The organism is Streptococcus sp. HMSC061E03 (genome assembly GCF_001813505.1).
Classification (GTDB): Bacteria; Bacillota; Bacilli; order Lactobacillales; family Streptococcaceae; genus Streptococcus.
Genome location: NZ_KV812783.1, coordinates 1 through 17,235, shown reverse-complemented (window position 1 = coordinate 17,235; position 17,235 = coordinate 1). Strand labels below are relative to the sequence as shown.

Genomic DNA, 17,235 nt, shown 5'->3' with positions numbered 1-17,235 from the left:
TGTCGGACGTAAACCGGCGAATTCGTCTCCTGGACGTAAAACAGAAAGGAGTTTTAAACATGAGTTTAAAACGTGAGATGTTAGTTGACGCAGGTATCGAGGACAAGGAAACTATTGAGCGCATTATGGCAGCGTACGGGTCAGCAATCAAAGAAGCCAAGTCCGAGGTGCAAGCAGAAAACGACAGCTTAAAAACACAACTTGAGCAACGTGACCAAGCTATCAAGGACTTACAAGCCAAAGAGGGAGCTAGTGAAGAAGCCAAGAAACAACTGGAAGATTTACAAGCTCAATTTGAAAGCTATAAGACCGAGAATGAAGCGAACCTTGCGCAAGTGAAAAAAACCAACGCGGTTGCCTTGGCTTTGAAAGACGTGGGAGCGCATAACTCTGAGGACCTAATGAAGTTTATTGATCTTGACAAGATCGAGCTTGCAGAAGACGGCAAGCCAAAACTAGAAGAAACTATCAACGGTCTAAAAGAATCAAGCCCTTACCTTTTCGTAACAAAGGAAGAACCACAGGAACCACAGCCAAAGTTCGCACTTGGTGGCAATCCGTCCGCTGGTGGTGATAGCGACCTCAGCCCGGAAGAAAAAGCTCTATTTGCTGGCTTTGACAGCATTTAAAAAATAAAAGAAAGTAGGATAAGCCTATATGACTATTAACTATGCAGCAAAATTTGATGCAAAAGTAGATGAGCGCTTTGCCAAAGAAGCCCTCTCAACTGGTATTGTTAACCAGGACTTTGACTTTACTGGTGTAGATACCGTTAAGGTATACTCAATCCCAACTACAGCGATGAACGACTACGCACTCACTGGTAACACTCGTTACGGTACGGCAGCCGAACTAGAAAACAATGTGCAAACATTGACACTTACTAAAGACCGTTCATTCACGTTCACAATCGACAAACGCTCTGTACAAGATACAAACGGCACAATGGAAGCAGGGAAAGCTCTTGCCCGTCAACTTTCAGAAGTTGTTATCCCAGAAGTTGACAAGTACCGTTTTGGTAAAGTCGTTGCTGGTGCTGATACTGACCACGTTAAAACTGGCGCTGTTACTAAAAACAACGCTTATGAAGCAGTGCTTGACGGTCAAGTTAAATTGACTGATGCGCTTGTACCAGAAGAAGGACGTAAACTACACGTATCTCCTGAGTTTTATAAACTCATCAAACTTGATCCATCATTTGTGAAGAACTCTGACCTTGGTCAAGAAGTAGCGTTCAAAGGACAAGTGGGAGCTATCGACGGCTTGCCAGTTATCTTGACACCAACTTCTCGCTTGCCAGAAAACGTAGCGTTTGTTATTGCGCACCCTATCGCTACCACTTCCCCTGTCAAACTCGAAGACTACAAGATCCACGATAACCCACCAGGAATCAACGGCTACCTTGTAGAAGGACGTATCCGTTATGATGCCTTTGTCCTTGACAGCAAGAAAAAAGCGATCTATGTACACAAGACTGCGTAAGGAGTAACGAATGGCAGAAGAAACAAAAACAACTAAAACAGAAGTAGTAACTGAACAGGTTGCGACGGTTTTGGTAAAGGACGATGTGACCTTTACCATCACTGATCCCAATCTAGTATCTGCTTTTCTGACTAGCGGTTACGAGATCAAGGAGTAATGAATGGCGAAATACAAAGCTACTTGTAACTTCTTGATTGAGTCAACGGACCAAAACTTTGACGAGGGCACGGTCTACGAGTTAACGACTGCAGAAGCAGAAGAAATCAACCAAAAAACAAACCTCGCGTTTGGTGAGGAGTGGTTGGTTCTTGTTTCTGACAGCGAACCCGTGGCCCAAGAGGTGGCCTCTGAATAGGAGGTATCATGGCATACTTAACGCATGAAGAATATCGTGAGTTAGGTTTTGACAGTACAAGCGAGTTTGATGAGCTACTAAAACGAGCAGAGCTAGCTATTGACCTCTTTATCCGTCACTTTTACGAGTTTCATGATTTTGATAAAGATCATAAGATTCGTAAAAAGGCAGTTAAACTTGCCACGGCATACCAGATCCAGTACCTGGATAGTACGGGCATTTTGACAGCCGAGGATAAGCAGACAATATCAAGTACCACACTAGGACGTACATCGGTGTCCTACGGCTCAAATAACGGCTCTAGAGCGTCTGAAACAGCATCGGGATATAATCTATCCCTTGATGCGTTTAATGCTCTTAAATCGGCTGGTTTTCTGTATAGCGGGGTGGATTATGGTCGTTATTGATAAACGGACGCTAGTCGATTCGGTGACGATCTCAAAACCAACTGGAAAAAAAGACGGGTGGGGGAAAGATGAATTCTCCTACCCTATTCTTTTGAGCCCGGTACGCTTTGACCGCAACTTTGACGGCCCTGGGTCAGTAAATAACCCGTCCGGACAGAAGAACCCGTCATTTAGAGCGCCTGGTGTTATCTTCGTATATCCTCGCTATTGCAACGTTGAGCTTGATTCCTCATATCGTAACTCGATTGTAAAAGATGGCGACGATGAATACATTGTGAACAAGATCGTTCCTGTTTATGAGCCTTTCAACCGCAAAGTCTTTTGCTACGAAATCGAGGTGATGTGATGGGCATCAATGTCACGATAGATTTGAGCGGAGCAACACGGAAGACATCGCAAGCGTCGGAGCGAAAGGCACAGTTAGAGATCGCAAACCAAGCCTTGCTAGATATGGAGCCGTATGTGCCTTTGTTACATGGCCCGCTACGCTCTAGCGGTCATGTTGCAGGCGACGGGTCTAAGATTATCTATAACACACCGTACGCACGCGCTCAGTTTTACGGTGGTGCTTATAACAAGTACCGCAGTTTTAGCTTTGGCAAGTATACAACCCCTGGAACCGGGAAGCGCTGGGACTTAAAGGCATCAGCAAACCACGGTAACAAGTGGGCAGAAGTTGGATTAAAAGCAATGGGGTTTACTAAATGAAAAATAACAATGATTTTAATGTTGTTTTGCGTGATTTTATAAATACCCTCGGTCTACCGCTTGCTTGTAAACTAGACTTTCTAAGCGAGCTGGACTCTCTGGTCCTTTATCCGTTACCAGGCGGTAAGGTTGAGCGTGTATATATGGACGGCTCAAGGGACGTTACTCTAATTTTTGAAATCGCAGTAAAGGTCAAAGATCAGTCAACAGCTAGTGAGTGCCTTTGGGAAATTAACAAAGCACTTTCTGAATTTGATCTGGTCTTACCGAGTCAAAACAACTCATATATTTTTAACAACTTAACAACTACCCAGCCGTCCTTAAATGAACGGGACGAGCGTGGCTTTTATATTTATCTGCAGGATATAACTGCAAACCTAACAATTTTAAATAACAAAGGAGTGTAATATATGGCACGTCAAAAGAACGCCCTACGCGGGCATTTTATCGCACCAGTCACTGATCCAAAGACTGAACCAGCAAAAGAAGCCTACAAAGAGCTTGCAAAATGGATCGAAGATGTGGACGACGATACAGATGAAGCTACTACATCTGTCGCTTATTATGACGGCGACGGTACAGAAGAAACAACAGTAACATCTGTTAAAGGTTCATACACATTTAAAGGTACCTACGACAAAGAAGATGAAGCAATGGCTCTTATCGCTGGGTTGAAGTACAAACTCGGTAACGATCGCCTTGTTTGGCATAAAGTGGTAGACTCAGACGGTAAGAACCAACACGTCGGAATTGCTACCGTGTCAGCAATCAAGGCCGGCTCTGGGGCTGCTGCAAACTACGAGGAATTCTCTTGTAAGATCTCTTACAACTCACTTCCTAAAACTACTGCAGTCGTAGGCTAATAGTAAAAGTAAAAGCGTTCCATTTTGGGACGCTCTTTTTTGTGCATAAAGGAGGAAAAATCATGTCTATTTCAATCGAACTAAAACGCAATTACATCCCTATCAATATCGGAGAAATTGAACTCCAGTTTGATACATCACTAGAGAATATCTCACGCCTCGCAACGCTCCAGGAAGATATTGCAGAACGCTTTAACAAGTATCAGTTAGAACTTATTGAACGATCCAATAACGGAGACTTTGACGATCTTAAAGAAGGAATTGTTAATAAAAGAGTTATTGACGAAGCCTTTGAAATGCAGAAGAAAATGACGGAGATTAAGTATGATGTCTTATTCGGTAACGGGACCTTTGCTAAGCTCTATGAACGTTATCCAGACCTTGACGCTTTGGATCATGCATTTGATGAGGTAGATACCTTGCTGGGTGCTGAGCTTGACCGTCTAGGCCAAGAACGGGCCAAGGCATCGGGTGCGGTTGCTGAGTCGTTTGTTAAAAAAGCAAAAGCCAAAAAGACAAAAAAGACCAGTAAAAAATAGCGAGGAGGACCGCTCATGAAATTAAATGAGCCTATACAGAACTCCTTTGAATTAAACGGGCGCACCTATGAGGTGGACTGCTCCTTTGATTTGGTGCTTGATGTCTTTGAGATGTTTGACAACGAAGTCATGAATAATCTCGAAAAGATGCGTACAGCGGTTTTAATGATGACGGACGAAGCCTTGGACAACCCAGAGGATATAGTAGCTGTGTGGGAATATATCGACGAGCATTTTTTGAGGACAAAAAAAGAGCGCGTGATTTATGACCGCCACGGAAACCCTATGCCAGTAGCCAAGGACGAAGAAGATGATATTCGTTTGATTGATTTTGAAGTAGACGCGCAAGAGATATACGCTAGCTTTGTGCAAGCGTACAACATCAATCTCTTTGAAGCACAAGGCCGGCTCACATGGCCCGAATTTATCGCGTTACTAAACGGTATGCCAGAGGGAACGGCTGTATCTCAATTGGTAGAGATACGGTCTTGGAAGCCCTCGAAAAACGATAGTAGCGAGTACAAGGCCAAAATGAGACGGCTACAAAGTAAATATAGATTAGACGGAAAGGAGGGAGATGAATAATGGCAGATGGAAAGATAGTTATTGATGTCCAGGTTAACGGACGCAAACTTACAGAGCTATCTAATGCCTTGAAGCGTTTAGAGTCAGAAGCCCGAAGATCGGGCCAGGGAGTCAAAAGCGCGGGCGATGGTATTCAGGCTACTGGTGACAAGGCTTTAAGAGCTGGACAAGGCTTTAAACGTGCTGGTGACCGTATGGCTGAGGGTGCTAAGCTATCCGAGACATCAAGCAACGGCTTTCGTCGGGCTGGGGAGAAGATCAAGGAAAGCTCTGATTTAGCTGGACGCTCTGGCTCTGGTTTTAAACAAGCCGGGGAGAAAGTCAAAGAAAGCTCTGATCTTGCCCAACGGTCGGGCGATGGCTTTAAGCAAGCGGCAGAAAAAGTAAAAGCATCTGGCAACGAAGCCAAAACAGGCGGAGAGGGCTTTAAGTCAGCAAGTTTTAAAATCAAAGAAGCCGGTGCGCTTTCCAAGTCTGGCGGTGATGCTTTTAAACAGGCATCCGAGAAAGTAAGGGAAGCTGGCACAATCAGTAAAACCGGTGGGAATGGCTTTAAGGTAAGCGCTGATCTAGCCCATAGAGCTGGACAAGTCGCATCTCAAAGTGGGGGCGGTTTTGTCAAGCTAAAAGACATCATCAAAACCACAGGCGACCAGGCTGAAAAGAGCGCGTCAAAATTTGACAAGATCAAGGACGCAATCAAGAACTTCTCAGTCGGCGCGGTAGCCTTTAAAGCTGTCAGCTCTGCGATGAACCTTGTAAGCCAGTCAATGGATAAGGCTATTGACCGCTTCGATACCTTGCAACGCTTCCCGAAAGTCATGAAGTCGCTGGGGCACTCTTCAAAAGATGTAGCGTCATCTACCAAGTTACTGGCTGAGGGTATCGAGGGCTTACCAACTTCTCTTGATACGGTCGTAGCTACGACTCAAAAGCTAACCTCAATGACTGGTAACCTTAAACAGTCTACGAAGTTAACAATCGCCCTAAATAATGCCTTTCTTGCTTCTGGTGCATCGACGGAAGAAGCGAGCCGTGGTTTAACGCAGTATACCCAGATGTTATCATCTGGTAAGGTTGACTTGCAATCTTGGAAGACTTTGCAAGAAACCATGTCTTATGCCTTGCAGAAGACAGCAGAATCTTTTGGTTATGCTGGGGCATCGGCACAGAATGACCTCTACAAGGCTTTACAAGACGGCAAGATAACTTTTAGTGATTTTAGTAAGCGTCTGGTTGAGCTGAATAAAGGAGTTAACGGCTTTGCTGAAATGGCGAAGAAAAACTCTGAGGGGATCAAGACATCATTTAATAATATTATCTTGGCCGTGGCAAAAGGTATAGCAAATATCATTACTGAGTTTGACAACTTGAGCAAGGCTGTCACTGGTAAGAGTATTGCCAAGCACTTGGATAGTATCAAAGACGCAATTAATAACACCTTTAATATCATTATTGGTGTCATTCGTGGTGCCACTCCAGTTGTTAAATCACTAGTGAGTGTATTGGGCTTCCTTAAACCTGTATTAGACCCGCTTATCTCGGTATTTGCTGGTGTCGTAGGTGCAGTACTGCTCTTTAAAGGAGCGATGCTGGGGTTGTCCATTATCAAGGGTATCGGTAGCCTAATTGGTACGCTTATCACTTCCCTTGTATCCTTAACCAGCACATCTCTAATAGCACAAGGGGCCACTACCGGACTAGCTGGGGCTTTGGCTTCTCTTTCATCTGGTGGAGTATTTCTGGTTGTTGGTGCTATCGCTGGTCTGGTGTCATGGTTGACACAGGAAAGCGAGGAAGTAAAGAAAGCCAAGGCTGAGAACGAAGAATTCAAACGTTCCATTGACGACTTGCACGATAGTGTGAGCAAAGGCAACGAATCCTACAAAGATCGCAGAAACGAAATCAAAGCTACAGCAGAAGATAACGAGCGACTGGTCAGAAAGATCGATGAACTAAATGCAGTCGAGAATAAGACTGCAGCTCAGAAGAAAGAGCTTGCTTCGGCTGCTGAAATCCTCAACTCACGTATTGATGGCCTAAACCTCGTTTATGATAAAGCAACGGGCACGATCAACATGACTACGGACGCTATCCGTAAGCAGATTGAAATCTCCAAGCAGTCAGCGGAAGCCGAGGCGGCACAACAGCGAATGGTTGAGATTGCCAAGAAACGGCTTGAAATCGAAGATAAAGAAGCAGAGGTTAAAAAGAAACGCGCACAAGCCATTGAAGAAGTGGATTCGAAAGAAACGCACTTAGGTTTGACATGGGCCGAAAATACTCTAAAAGCGGGTATGCGTAAGAAGATTGACGAGGAAGCTGAAGAGGCTTCTAAGAAACTTCAAGATGCTAAGGCACAATTAGGCGAACAAGAAGAACGTTTGACAGGCATCATTCAAAATTCGTTAGAAGCCCAAGCGAAAGCTACAGAAGATGCGTCTGGTCGTATGATCTATAACACGAAGACCATGAACGATGAGCAGAAGAAAGCTGTAGAGATGATGCAACAAGAGTTTGCTAATCTTAAAGGTGAAGTTCAGAACGCTTTTCAAGCTATCGAACAGCAGACAGCCTTATCTGCAGATCAAATGACTGCCAACTTGCAGAAGAACATCGACGCGGTTGATAAGTGGTCGCAGAACCTCGAAACACTCGCTAAACGCGGGCTTGACCAAGGTCTTATTGAGCAAATGCGACAGGCTGGCCCTAAAATGGCAGACCAAACGCAGGCCCTTGTCAATGCATCAGATGAACAGCTAGGCGCTCTTAATACTAAATGGACGGAAGCCGGCGACAAAGCCAAGGAAGGCTTCTTGCGTGGTATTCGTGCAACTGGTCAAGAGCTACCTCCAGAAATCCAAAGTATGGTAACAGCTATCGGTGATGAGTTTAGAATGGCCCTCGCTGATGCAGGTTTTGAAGTAAAAGGTCGCGAAATCCCTCAAAAGACCGCAGAGGGTATTAGATCTGGAAAAGGCGACGTCCAACAGGCAGCCTCAGAAGTCACAGAGGCATCTAAACAAGCCTTCAACAACTTGCCAACTGAAGCCAAGTACAGCGGATCACAAGTGAGCGGTGGATATGCTCAAGGTATCACAGAAAACCAGGGATCGGTCCAGGGAGCAGTTGACGGCCTTAAAAACGCATCTCTAGGTGTTTTGGCTAATTTGTTCGGTGAGGGTCAAGCAAAAGGTGCTGAACTTGGCGCTGGTGTCGGAGATGGTGTATTAAGCCGGTCCGATGTCGTGCAAGGTGCAGCTAACACCCTCAAATCAAACGCTACTGCTACGATGGCTGGCATGGCTACAGATGGACAGGCTAAAGGTTCAGAATTTGGCTCTGGTATTGCGATTGGTATCGGTGTAGGCCAGCAGGTCGCAGTAGGTGCAGCATCAGTCATGAACCTTGCTATTTCTGCTCAGTTCCTCGCGATGTCCATGAACGGGCAACAGTACGGTTCACAATTTGGCTCTGGCATCGGTGGTGGTATCAATTCATCACAAGGGATAGCTACTGGTGCGTCTAATGCCATGAAGATGATGATTAATGCATCTGTTAGATCATTAGGCCACGACGGTAGAAATGCCGGATCACAATTTGGTACTGGTGTTACTAGCGGTGTAGCGAGTCACAACGGAGCAGTGTTTAACGCGTCTAGCAACCTTAAAGCGTCAGCACATAACGGTATGTCCGGCGGATACAACGGCGGATATAATGCCGGTATGTCTATTGGCGAGGGTATGATGGGCGGTATCTACGCGATGGCTGGAGCAGTTGCATCAGCAGCATCAAGCATTGCATTCGGAGCTGTGGCAGCAGCTCGGTCTGCTTTGGCTATTAACTCGCCGTCTAAGGTATTCAGAGATCAAGTAGGTCGTGCTATCCCAGAAGGTATGGCGGTAGGTATTGAGAAGTACGGCTACTATGTAGACGACTCAATGACCGACCTTGCTAACAAGACAGTAGAGTCTGGCAAGAAATACACGGACGGCTTTGGCTTTAACTTACCAAGTCGCGGTGATCTTGTAAGTGGTCTAACTGATACACTAGCTACGCGCTTTGGCTATGCAGGCGGTGGAAGCTCAAGCTCAAACGTGACAAATAACTATACACTTAATGCAAACGGCACAGCTAATGATAATTTCTTTAGCCCGGAAAATATGCGCAGGCTCTTGCGTGAGCTTGCTTACTACACAAATTTGGAAGGAGGTAGAATGGCATAATGGGAAGTTTTACTTTTAACGGAGTATCAAGCACTACTCACGGGCTACGAGTGACCAGCGACTATATTATTAGTTCGACTGGTAGCGACGTGGAAACAGTAGCGGTCCCTGGTCGCGATGGTGATCTTTTGATCTCAAAGAACCGGCTCAAGTCGGTTACTATCGAGTTGCCTTGTACCGTCCTTTCGAATCGTAAACTCACAGATGCAGAAAGCGAGATCAGTAACTGGCTAAACGTTGACGGCTACAAAGATTTGACCCTATCCTGGGATCCAGATTTTATCTACCGGTCAGCTTTTATTGAAACTTTTGAGGTGTCTAGCCTTATGCGACAGTTTGGGAAAGTCAAGCTGAACTTCTTGACCTATCCAGTCAAGTTTTATAAACAGGGGCGCACTACTCAAAAGCTAACAAACGGAGTCGCTATCAATGGTCTGGGCAATGTCAACGCAAAACCTATCATCACTCTAGTCGGGTCGGGTGATTGTACACTTACCATTAACGGTCGCAAAACCAAGTTAAAGGCTGTACAGAATAAGATCACGCTGGATATGCAAGCAAACCAAGTATTCTCTGGCAACTTGCAAGCCTGGGATAAGGTGGTTCGCTCTCCTCAATTCCAGATGCCATACCTTGATTATGGTCGGAACTTGATTTCATGGGACGGTAACTTTGAAGTGTTTATTATTCCAAACTGGGGGGTCAAATTATGAGACCTATACTTTATAACGCAAACGAAACAGCGTTCGAAACCTACGGTTTGGGAGAAATTGACGCGACAAAGGCACAAGTCACACGAGAGCGAAACGGGAACTACACTCTTTATATCGAGTACCCGGCTAGTGGCCCGCTTGCCGGTACGTTTAAAAACGATATGCGGATCAAGTCTGATGCTGGTTTACGGACCAAAAATCAGACTTTCTTCATTTCCCGTATCCTTAAGGACAGTACAGGCATTTTAAAAGTCTATGCCAAACATATCAGCCACTTGACCGAAAAGATGGCTATTAGGAATAATACCAATGTATCGGGAACTGCTCAGGCAGCTTTGGCTATCTGGGCTTTAAATGCCCTTGGTGGTATTCGGTTTGATACATGGTCCGATATTGATCTAACCTCAAAGACTAGCTGGAATATCGCAGATTTTAAAACGGCGCGTGATGCTCTTGGTGGTGTCGCTGGTTCAATTCTCGATGTTTGGGGCGGTGAATATGAGTTTGATAATACGGTTATTAGACTGCATAAACAACTAGGACGTAAAAGCCCTATTGTCCTGGAATATGGTCGCAATATCCTGCGAGCAGAAGACGACCAAGACATCGATGGTGCTTATACCAGCGTCTATCCTTATGCGACATACACCCCGGAAAGCCAGGGAACTGGTGAGGGTGGAGCGACTAGTCAACAAGTAACAGTTGAACTACCCGAGAAGTATGTAGACGGTCCTTATATTGGGTTGTATAACGAGCGACGGGTTTTGATCGTTGACTTTTCGTCCAACTTCAAAGACAAGGAAGTGCCAACGATTGACAAGTTGCGCAGACTTGCCAAAGAATACGCAATTAATAACCGTCTAGGGCTTCCAAAGATCAATACTAAAATCGAGTATGTAGACTTATCAAAGACACTTGATTATAAACTTACCCAGATTTTAGAAGAAGCTGAACTTTGCGACATTGTGCCAATCTACTATCCAGAGATCGGGCTTACCAGCGAAGATGCCAAACTGACAACTATTGTCTATGATGTACTGCTAGAGCAGAATGACAGTGTCGAGGTCGGAGTTATCGGTGATGGCTTTAAATCATCAATGACCAGCAACCTATCCGGTAAGATTGACGACCTGGCCAGCAATCAGCAACGTCTAGTAAATACCCTACCAGACTATCTATTAAATGCTCAAGGTAACAAAGTCTGGTACAACCGTCCGGAAAACAACGAGCATAAGATCGGTGACATCTGGTTTGAAAAGAACGGTCTCTATGACCGTATGTATGTCTGGAACGGCTCTCAGTGGGAGAAACGGATCGACACAGAGGATATTGACAAGGTCAAGAAAGAAGTCGATAAACAAATCTCAGACGCTAAAATCTCGACGAACCAAGCAATCGCACAAGCGAACGCGAAGGCAGAAGAAGCCCTCAAGAAAGCCGGCACGTTACCAGACACTAGCAAGCTATCTGACCAGATCAAGCAACAGATTTTATCAAGCCCAGACTTGCAGAACAAAGTCACGGAAGGTGTAAATAGCGTTGATGGTAACGTGATTTATAGTAAAATCTTTTCCAAATTGTTAACGCAATTCGCAAATAAAGGTGATTTTGAAAGCCTTGATCGGGTCCAAAACGATCAAGGGCGCGATCTTCTGAATCTGTCCAAACAGATCACAGCTCAGACGCTAGAATTTAACAAGCTCACGGAATCAAACAAGATGTATGAGCGAATTCTCGGAAAGAGCGAGACGGACGCACCAGATAGGCTTTCAAGGCTTGTCATGAGTAGCCAGATATTCCAAACGGAAGTTGGGAAGTACTCAACAACGGGTGGACCAAATATGCTCCGAAATTCGCGAGCTGATGACGGCTTGAAATATTGGACAGAAGCTAATGGACGGTTGAACTTCACAGCCCACCAATTTTACCTCAACGGTCAAAAAAGAATGTTTTCTCTAAGACCGGGAGCATTTGTCCATAGTCCACGTTTTATCATTAAGCAAAATACAAATTATATGCTGAATTTGATAGCTTTTGATGCTAACACAGCACGCTTTAAAATTGCATTCTGTAAGCGTAGAAAAGGATCGACGAATGACTTCGACGAAATGCAAATAATCTTTGACAAGACTGGTTCTCCTGCATTTAACTCAGAAAGAGCCGTCAAGAAGTCATTTAGCTTTAACACAGGGGCATTTGATGAAGGTTATCTATTATTTAATTATCAAGGGAATCCTAACGGCTGGTCTGGTCTATTTATGACAGAGCTGGACTTTTACGAAGGTTCATCAGATCGCTTATGGCAACCAAGCCCAGACGACAGCGCAGAACCTATCGAAGCAGTACGCACACAAGTAAGCCAGCTCGCTGGTTCTTGGTCGGTCAAAAATCTAAGTAGCGCGGGCGACGTACTCAACTCTATCAATCTACTTGCTAACGGTACGAACCTAATAGACGGAAGGCTAACACATATCACGGGGCAGACTGTTATCGACAACGCGGTTATAGAAGACGGTATGATCGCTAACGTATCTGCTAACAAAGTAACCGCTGGGACTATCGACGCTCGCGAAGTAAACCTAATCAATCTAAACGCTAAAAGCGTAACGTCTGGAACGTTTAAAGGTTTAACTTTCGAAGGTGGTATTATTCGCGGAAATTATGGAAATACCGTGATCAATTTGAACTCAAATGTAACGACTTACAACGGAACAGCCAAAATTGAGTTCATGTCCCCACAAAACTCGCTGGAATTTAACTCTGGGGGTCGTAAGGCTTTCCTATCCCCGACTATTTCTAATGGAACCAATTATGCAGCATTTGCATTTGGAGTCAATGATAGAGGAGTAATGGACCCGAACGCCAATTTTACAGGACTCAAAATATTTAACCAATACGGCCACCGCAAAGTTGTCCTTATTGGTGATGTACACATCGTGAAAGATTCTGTATCGAACAATGCACCTTCAACATCTTTGGCAGATATATTTAGATATATCAACGAAAACTTTAAGGCGTTACAAAGATTTCGTGACCAAAATGGTGAAGGATATCCAGGTTTTTACGACATAAGTCTTTAGAAAGGCAATAGATGAATACATCAGATAAAATTATAAATGCGATCTCGCATAATCTCGCAAATGCTATCGTTGAGGCTACAAAATATTCGGTCTTGTACGAGGAAACAAACGAAGAAAACAAGCGCATAAACGAGGAATATCAACGCGTAAACGAGCTATTGAGCAAATTTAACGATGTTTTGGATAGCGATCAAGCACTCAAGGACCTCTTTGATGAGGCCTCTCAAAAATTAGAAGAAGGTAAATAAAAATATGGATTTTAAAATCATTAACAAATACTTACAAGAAGAAGGACGCACTTTCGTATCAATCCGGTCAGCGAACCCTTACACAGCATTTGAACGTGTACTAATTGGTGACCGCACGAACGAATCAGATGAAGTGCTGATCCAAGCTGTACTTGGTCAAGTCGTGACCGAGCTAAACCCGGCTGAGGGTGTGAAGAAATTGCAAGAGGACTTGCACACTCAAGCGCAAGAGTACGAAGCTAAACTCGCCAAAAAAGACGAAGAAATTCAGAAAGTCAAAGACGTCGCTGAGTGGAGCGTACTTGCTCGAGTGACTGACGTGGACAACCCACTCGATCCTACAGTATTCAAGCGTGGCCTTGAGTTGGTCGATCTTGGTAAGGTAGGCGAAACCTATCCAGCGCAAGCAATCTTCGCACTTGAGGACCCTAACCACGTTGAAAAATTCAGCGAAGGGAAGCGCGTGATGGTACAAGTCACTGAGCCGTTTACATATAATGGAGAAACACTTGACCAGCTCGAATCATTGCACCAGAACGGAAAAATCGGGATCTGGAAATGGACTGAACCAAAACCGGAAGATCCAAAACCAGCGGGAGATCTTGAAACTCAACCCGTCCAGTAGGCTAGTAGCATAATAGGGGGGTGGTTTAATTGGACCTATTGGCACTAGTAGATAAGCTGACTCCCGTTCTGGTCGTGATTATTCCGAGTTATTTTTCGTTTAAGAGTACAAAAACCACTAAAGAAGCTGACAAACGTATTGAGGGTCTATCTAATAAGATAGACGCCCTCGAGAAGTCAGTCTCAACCGTGGAAGAAATCGGTAAAGATAACCAACGGAATTTGACGATTATCGGGAAAGGCTTACAACGGCTTCAACGTTTTCGATTGCAGGAAAACTTAAAAAACGCGTTAAAACGCGGATATACGAACCAGCACGAACTAGAAGAGTTGTCGAAATTATATGAGAGCTACGTCGAGCTAGGCGGGAACGGAGCTATCAGAGTGCTCTTTGAGCGCTTTTTGGAATTAGAAATAAAAGAGGACAAATAACATGGATCAAATCACAAGCATTATAACATCATCAGCAATGAGTATTTTAGTTGTATTAACAGGTATCGTAGTACAAGCGATCAAGAAATACTTGTTAATGCGTGGTGGCAAAAAAGCGATCGAGATCGTGGAGATCTTGGCAAAAAACGCAGTCAACGCTACAGAGCAGGTCGCGGATAAATTGGATATCCACGGCAAAGATAAACTTGAGCACGCCAAAACAAGCCTTATTGAAGGCCTCGAGTCTCAAAATATCCACTTGACGAATCAAGAACTCAATACCTTTATCGAGGCAGCAGTTAAACGTGCTAACGAAGAGTGGAAAAAATAGGAGATAGAAAATGAGTGTACAACAATCTATCGTAAACGGCTTTATTAGTCGTCGTGGGCTGATTACCTATTCCATGCTGGGAAGCCGTAACGGTTCGGACGGTACCGGTGACTGTTCGGGGATCATGTCGCAAGTTTTGAAAGAAGCTGGTATCAATATCATCGGCTTACCGTCAACAGTTACTCTTGGTCAACAGCTCGCAAACAACGGCTTTTACCGCGTAAGTATCAACCAAGATTGGGACGCACAACCGGCCGATATTATTCTTATGAGCTGGGGCGCTGATATGTCAAGCTCAGGCGGTGCTGGTGGCCACGTCGGAGCGATGATCGATGATACATACTTCATTTCTTGCGACTACTCAACGCAGGGCGCAACAGGTCAGGCTATTAATACCTATCCTTGGAATGATTATTATGCCTGGAATAAACCGAACTATATCGAGGTTTGGCGATATGCTGACACAGCACCGCAGACAAAAAACCAAGCTAACACGGCAGTACAACCGCAAGAAAAGGCATATTACGAAGCAAATGAGGTCAAATATGTCAACGGTATCTATCAAATCAAGTGCGATTATCTCGCGCCCGTTGGTTTTGACTGGACCGAGAACGGTATTCCCGTGTCACTGGTAAACTGGGTTGACAAAGACGGGAACAACTTGCCAGACGGTGCGGACAAAGACTTTAAAGCTGGTATGTACTTTAGCTTTGAACTTGATGAAGCCCATATCTCAGACACAGGCAAGGGTGGTTATTATGGTGGCTACTACTGGCGCTTGTTTGAGTTTGGGCAATTCGGCCCGGTTTGGTTGTCATGCTGGGACAAAGACGATTTAGTCAACTATTACGAGTAAAGGGGTGATTTAATGAATCGCTCAAACTGTACGAATTTAAAGCAGTTTGAGGGCGGTCGGGTCGTCAAGCAGGGCGACTCGGCTTCCCTTTTTGGTTTTGCATTATACGATGAGAACTGGGTCCCTATTGATCTAGACGGGCAAGAGGCTACAATCCACTTTGTGAGCAAAAAAGGCAAAGCGTCATTCAGCGCTACTGTCCAAGGGTCAAAGGTATCGTTTAAGATTCCCAAAGTCTTACCAGTCGAGAGCTATCTCGTCGAGGTTGATTGTGCTGGTTATGTATTTCCAAGTGACCAGAGCGCCCGAGTTGATGTGGTTCAGTCAGCGGAGGAATACCAGCCTGCAGAAGTGGTCGAGCTTGGTAAAGTCAGCTTGCGCGATGAGATCGCGAACTATCTCGCTGGCCACACTGTACAAGCGTACAATGACGGGCCACTAGTCGCACGGATCGAAGCCCTCGAAGCACGTCCACAGGCTACAACGGTTGACCTGAGGCCGTTAGAAAGTCGAGTACAACAGTTAGCCTTGTCAGTCAAAGCGCTGGAAAGCAAGCCGGCACCGACGGTCCAAACGATTGATTTAGGGCCACTAGAAAAGCGCGTGGAGGCTTTGGAAAACAAGCCGGCACCAACAGCGCCAGCGGTTGACTTGAGCGCGTATATGACCTCAGATATGGCTTATCAGACGTTCGCGACGTATACAACGTTACAAGCTCAAATGACAAGTAACATTAAGAATAAACATTTAGAGCTAGGACTTGATGCGCTGATCGATGAGAAACTACGCAACGGTGGGGACAACTTCCTCACTAGCCACCAAGCCAGCACGGCTTACGTGTCAAAAGAATTGTTTCAAAACTTACTGAAACGTGTCGAAGTCCTCGAAGCAGTTCCTATATAATGTATTTTCCCTCCCAATTCGGGAGGGCTTTTTTTATTTGTCTGAAACATTAAGAGATAGCAGTATATTTTAAAATGTGGTATAATATAAGTGATAATCGAATACCATCACTAGAAAACCACCAACGGCAATTGGTGGTTTTTGTGTTTATAATGGCAATTATCGAGATTGTCTATTAAAACGGCAATTATGCTGTTATTTACTTGAAAAAAACGACTAACAGTGCTATAATAATTGTACACGGATTTTAAACAATCTACTGAATAACCAAGTGTAGATAGGGTGACACCTTGCTTGGATTGTATACATAATTCCCGTTACGCTCTCCGTGAGATATTGCGGAGGGATAAGTAATTCTCTTTTGAGTAATTGAAAGAGATCATGAAGTGTAAGAAGATTGAGGGTGTATGCAGTATAGAGGTTGTGCGTAATTAGACCATTATCAGACGGTGGCGGTGACAATAGACGCTTTCGGTGAAAGAATAATCTGGGTAGGCCTTGCGTAGCGGTAAGAACCGAACCAGAAATGCTAAATTAAACCGTTTTGCACTTGAGGTCGAGGGATCGGCCAATAACACCAAAGATAAGTACAAGTAGCCCAAAATGTGCAGACGATACATTATTGTATGTTAATGCTTAAAACATATTTCTGAATGTTGGGTGAAAGTTGGACGTAACCAGTCGTGCCTAGTCATTTAATCGCTACGGAAGTTATAGGGTCGCTCCTTATGGCTCAGACCGTGGTAGGCTATCGGTCAATAAATTGCGTACAATCGAAGTAGAGCGAAGGCTCATTTAGTTGATTGTTTAAAGTTCGTGTCCTTGCATTTAGCAAGGTTTTTTATTTTTGTCCGAGTGACAAATTTACTTTCTTTTATTGAAA

General features: G+C 44.5%; 20 protein-coding genes. All 20 read left to right on the top strand.

Features of this window, described 5'->3' with window-relative positions:
• Positions 1–59 precede the first annotated feature (59 nt).
• Entirely contained in the window at positions 60–629 is a 570-nt protein-coding gene (locus HMPREF2917_RS00150) for a phage scaffolding protein (RefSeq protein WP_070588601.1), read from the top strand.
• Between the two features lie 28 nt (positions 630–657).
• A complete protein-coding gene (locus tag HMPREF2917_RS00145) occupies positions 658–1,482 on the top strand; it encodes a major capsid protein (RefSeq protein WP_070588599.1) in 825 nt (274 codons plus the stop codon).
• 10 nt (positions 1,483–1,492) lie between these two features.
• On the top strand, positions 1,493–1,639 hold the full coding sequence (locus tag HMPREF2917_RS11455; protein WP_176745937.1) for a hypothetical protein: 147 nt from the start codon (positions 1,493–1,495) through the stop codon (positions 1,637–1,639).
• Between the two features lie 3 nt (positions 1,640–1,642).
• Positions 1,643–1,837 (top strand): hypothetical protein, encoded by a 195-nt coding sequence (locus HMPREF2917_RS00140; RefSeq protein ID WP_070588597.1) that lies wholly within the window; start codon positions 1,643–1,645, stop codon positions 1,835–1,837.
• Between the two features lie 8 nt (positions 1,838–1,845).
• Positions 1,846–2,244, top strand: a complete 399-nt coding sequence (locus HMPREF2917_RS00135) for a head-tail connector protein (protein ID WP_070588596.1) — start codon at positions 1,846–1,848, stop codon at positions 2,242–2,244.
• Complete coding sequence (locus tag HMPREF2917_RS00130; RefSeq protein ID WP_070588594.1) at positions 2,231–2,590, top strand: putative minor capsid protein; 360 nt, start codon at positions 2,231–2,233, stop codon at positions 2,588–2,590. Before HMPREF2917_RS00135 ends, HMPREF2917_RS00130 begins: the two co-directional genes overlap by 14 nt.
• Positions 2,566–2,952 (top strand): minor capsid protein, encoded by a 387-nt coding sequence (locus tag HMPREF2917_RS00125; protein WP_371106494.1) that lies wholly within the window; start codon positions 2,566–2,568, stop codon positions 2,950–2,952. The genes HMPREF2917_RS00130 and HMPREF2917_RS00125 overlap by 25 nt, the downstream gene beginning before the upstream one ends.
• Positions 2,949–3,359 carry a minor capsid protein gene (locus HMPREF2917_RS00120; protein WP_070588590.1) on the top strand — a complete coding sequence of 137 codons (411 nt, stop codon included), beginning with the start codon at positions 2,949–2,951 and terminating at the stop codon, positions 3,357–3,359. The genes HMPREF2917_RS00125 and HMPREF2917_RS00120 overlap by 4 nt, the downstream gene beginning before the upstream one ends.
• 3 nt (positions 3,360–3,362) lie before the next feature.
• Positions 3,363–3,815: a phage tail tube protein gene (locus tag HMPREF2917_RS00115; RefSeq protein ID WP_070588588.1), complete on the top strand. Its 453-nt coding sequence runs from the start codon at positions 3,363–3,365 to the stop codon at positions 3,813–3,815.
• A 62-nt stretch (positions 3,816–3,877) separates the two neighbouring features.
• Positions 3,878–4,354 carry a hypothetical protein gene (locus HMPREF2917_RS00110; RefSeq protein WP_070588586.1) on the top strand — a complete coding sequence of 159 codons (477 nt, stop codon included), beginning with the start codon at positions 3,878–3,880 and terminating at the stop codon, positions 4,352–4,354.
• A 15-nt stretch (positions 4,355–4,369) separates the two neighbouring features.
• Positions 4,370–4,939, top strand: a complete 570-nt coding sequence (locus HMPREF2917_RS00105; RefSeq protein ID WP_070588583.1) for a Gp15 family bacteriophage protein — start codon at positions 4,370–4,372, stop codon at positions 4,937–4,939.
• Positions 4,940–5,007: 68 nt separating this feature from the next.
• Positions 5,008–9,165 carry a tape measure protein gene (locus HMPREF2917_RS00100; RefSeq protein WP_218108604.1) on the top strand — a complete coding sequence of 1,386 codons (4,158 nt, stop codon included), beginning with the start codon at positions 5,008–5,010 and terminating at the stop codon, positions 9,163–9,165.
• Entirely contained in the window at positions 9,165–9,878 is a 714-nt protein-coding gene (locus HMPREF2917_RS00095) for a distal tail protein Dit (protein WP_070588580.1), read from the top strand. The genes HMPREF2917_RS00100 and HMPREF2917_RS00095 overlap by 1 nt, the downstream gene beginning before the upstream one ends.
• The gene (locus HMPREF2917_RS00090; protein ID WP_070588579.1) at positions 9,875–12,958 is read left to right on the top strand and encodes a phage tail spike protein; all 3,084 of its coding nucleotides are present in this window, start codon (positions 9,875–9,877) and stop codon (positions 12,956–12,958) included. Before HMPREF2917_RS00095 ends, HMPREF2917_RS00090 begins: the two co-directional genes overlap by 4 nt.
• Positions 12,959–12,969: 11 nt before the next feature.
• Positions 12,970–13,206 carry a hypothetical protein gene (locus HMPREF2917_RS00085; protein WP_061455415.1) on the top strand — a complete coding sequence of 79 codons (237 nt, stop codon included), beginning with the start codon at positions 12,970–12,972 and terminating at the stop codon, positions 13,204–13,206.
• A gap of 4 nt (positions 13,207–13,210) precedes the next feature.
• Positions 13,211–13,831: a hypothetical protein gene (locus tag HMPREF2917_RS00080; RefSeq protein WP_070588577.1), complete on the top strand. Its 621-nt coding sequence runs from the start codon at positions 13,211–13,213 to the stop codon at positions 13,829–13,831.
• 29 nt (positions 13,832–13,860) lie between these two features.
• A complete protein-coding gene (locus HMPREF2917_RS11030; RefSeq protein ID WP_070588575.1) occupies positions 13,861–14,262 on the top strand; it encodes a hypothetical protein in 402 nt (133 codons plus the stop codon).
• A gap of 1 nt (position 14,263) precedes the next feature.
• A complete protein-coding gene (locus HMPREF2917_RS00070; protein ID WP_049483486.1) occupies positions 14,264–14,593 on the top strand; it encodes a phage holin in 330 nt (109 codons plus the stop codon).
• Positions 14,594–14,603: 10 nt separating this feature from the next.
• Entirely contained in the window at positions 14,604–15,449 is an 846-nt protein-coding gene (locus tag HMPREF2917_RS00065) for a lytic exoenzyme target recognition domain-containing protein (RefSeq protein WP_070588573.1), read from the top strand.
• Between the two features lie 12 nt (positions 15,450–15,461).
• A complete protein-coding gene (locus HMPREF2917_RS00060) occupies positions 15,462–16,352 on the top strand; it encodes a hypothetical protein (protein ID WP_070588571.1) in 891 nt (296 codons plus the stop codon).
• Positions 16,353–17,235: the final 883 nt, after the last annotated feature.

Bases quoted from the DNA above. Each gene is read 5' to 3' on its own strand.
- HMPREF2917_RS00140 (WP_070588597.1), top strand. From the start codon at position 1,643: ATGGCGAAATACAAAGCTACTTGTAACTTCTTGATTGAGTCAACGGAC.
- HMPREF2917_RS00150 (WP_070588601.1), top strand. From the start codon at position 60: ATGAGTTTAAAACGTGAGATGTTAGTTGACGCAGGTATCGAGGACAAG.
- HMPREF2917_RS00115 (WP_070588588.1), top strand. From the start codon at position 3,363: ATGGCACGTCAAAAGAACGCCCTACGCGGGCATTTTATCGCACCAGTC.
- HMPREF2917_RS00095 (WP_070588580.1), top strand. From the start codon at position 9,165: ATGGGAAGTTTTACTTTTAACGGAGTATCAAGCACTACTCACGGGCTA.
- HMPREF2917_RS11455 (WP_176745937.1), top strand. From the start codon at position 1,493: ATGGCAGAAGAAACAAAAACAACTAAAACAGAAGTAGTAACTGAACAG.
- HMPREF2917_RS00080 (WP_070588577.1), top strand. From the start codon at position 13,211: ATGGATTTTAAAATCATTAACAAATACTTACAAGAAGAAGGACGCACT.
- HMPREF2917_RS00130 (WP_070588594.1), top strand. From the start codon at position 2,231: ATGGTCGTTATTGATAAACGGACGCTAGTCGATTCGGTGACGATCTCA.
- HMPREF2917_RS00060 (WP_070588571.1), top strand. From the start codon at position 15,462: ATGAATCGCTCAAACTGTACGAATTTAAAGCAGTTTGAGGGCGGTCGG.
- HMPREF2917_RS00135 (WP_070588596.1), top strand. From the start codon at position 1,846: ATGGCATACTTAACGCATGAAGAATATCGTGAGTTAGGTTTTGACAGT.
- HMPREF2917_RS00105 (WP_070588583.1), top strand. From the start codon at position 4,370: ATGAAATTAAATGAGCCTATACAGAACTCCTTTGAATTAAACGGGCGC.
- HMPREF2917_RS00110 (WP_070588586.1), top strand. From the start codon at position 3,878: ATGTCTATTTCAATCGAACTAAAACGCAATTACATCCCTATCAATATC.
- HMPREF2917_RS00065 (WP_070588573.1), top strand. From the start codon at position 14,604: ATGAGTGTACAACAATCTATCGTAAACGGCTTTATTAGTCGTCGTGGG.
- HMPREF2917_RS00145 (WP_070588599.1), top strand. From the start codon at position 658: ATGACTATTAACTATGCAGCAAAATTTGATGCAAAAGTAGATGAGCGC.
- HMPREF2917_RS00070 (WP_049483486.1), top strand. From the start codon at position 14,264: ATGGATCAAATCACAAGCATTATAACATCATCAGCAATGAGTATTTTA.
- HMPREF2917_RS00090 (WP_070588579.1), top strand. From the start codon at position 9,875: ATGAGACCTATACTTTATAACGCAAACGAAACAGCGTTCGAAACCTAC.
- HMPREF2917_RS00120 (WP_070588590.1), top strand. From the start codon at position 2,949: ATGAAAAATAACAATGATTTTAATGTTGTTTTGCGTGATTTTATAAAT.
- HMPREF2917_RS00085 (WP_061455415.1), top strand. From the start codon at position 12,970: ATGAATACATCAGATAAAATTATAAATGCGATCTCGCATAATCTCGCA.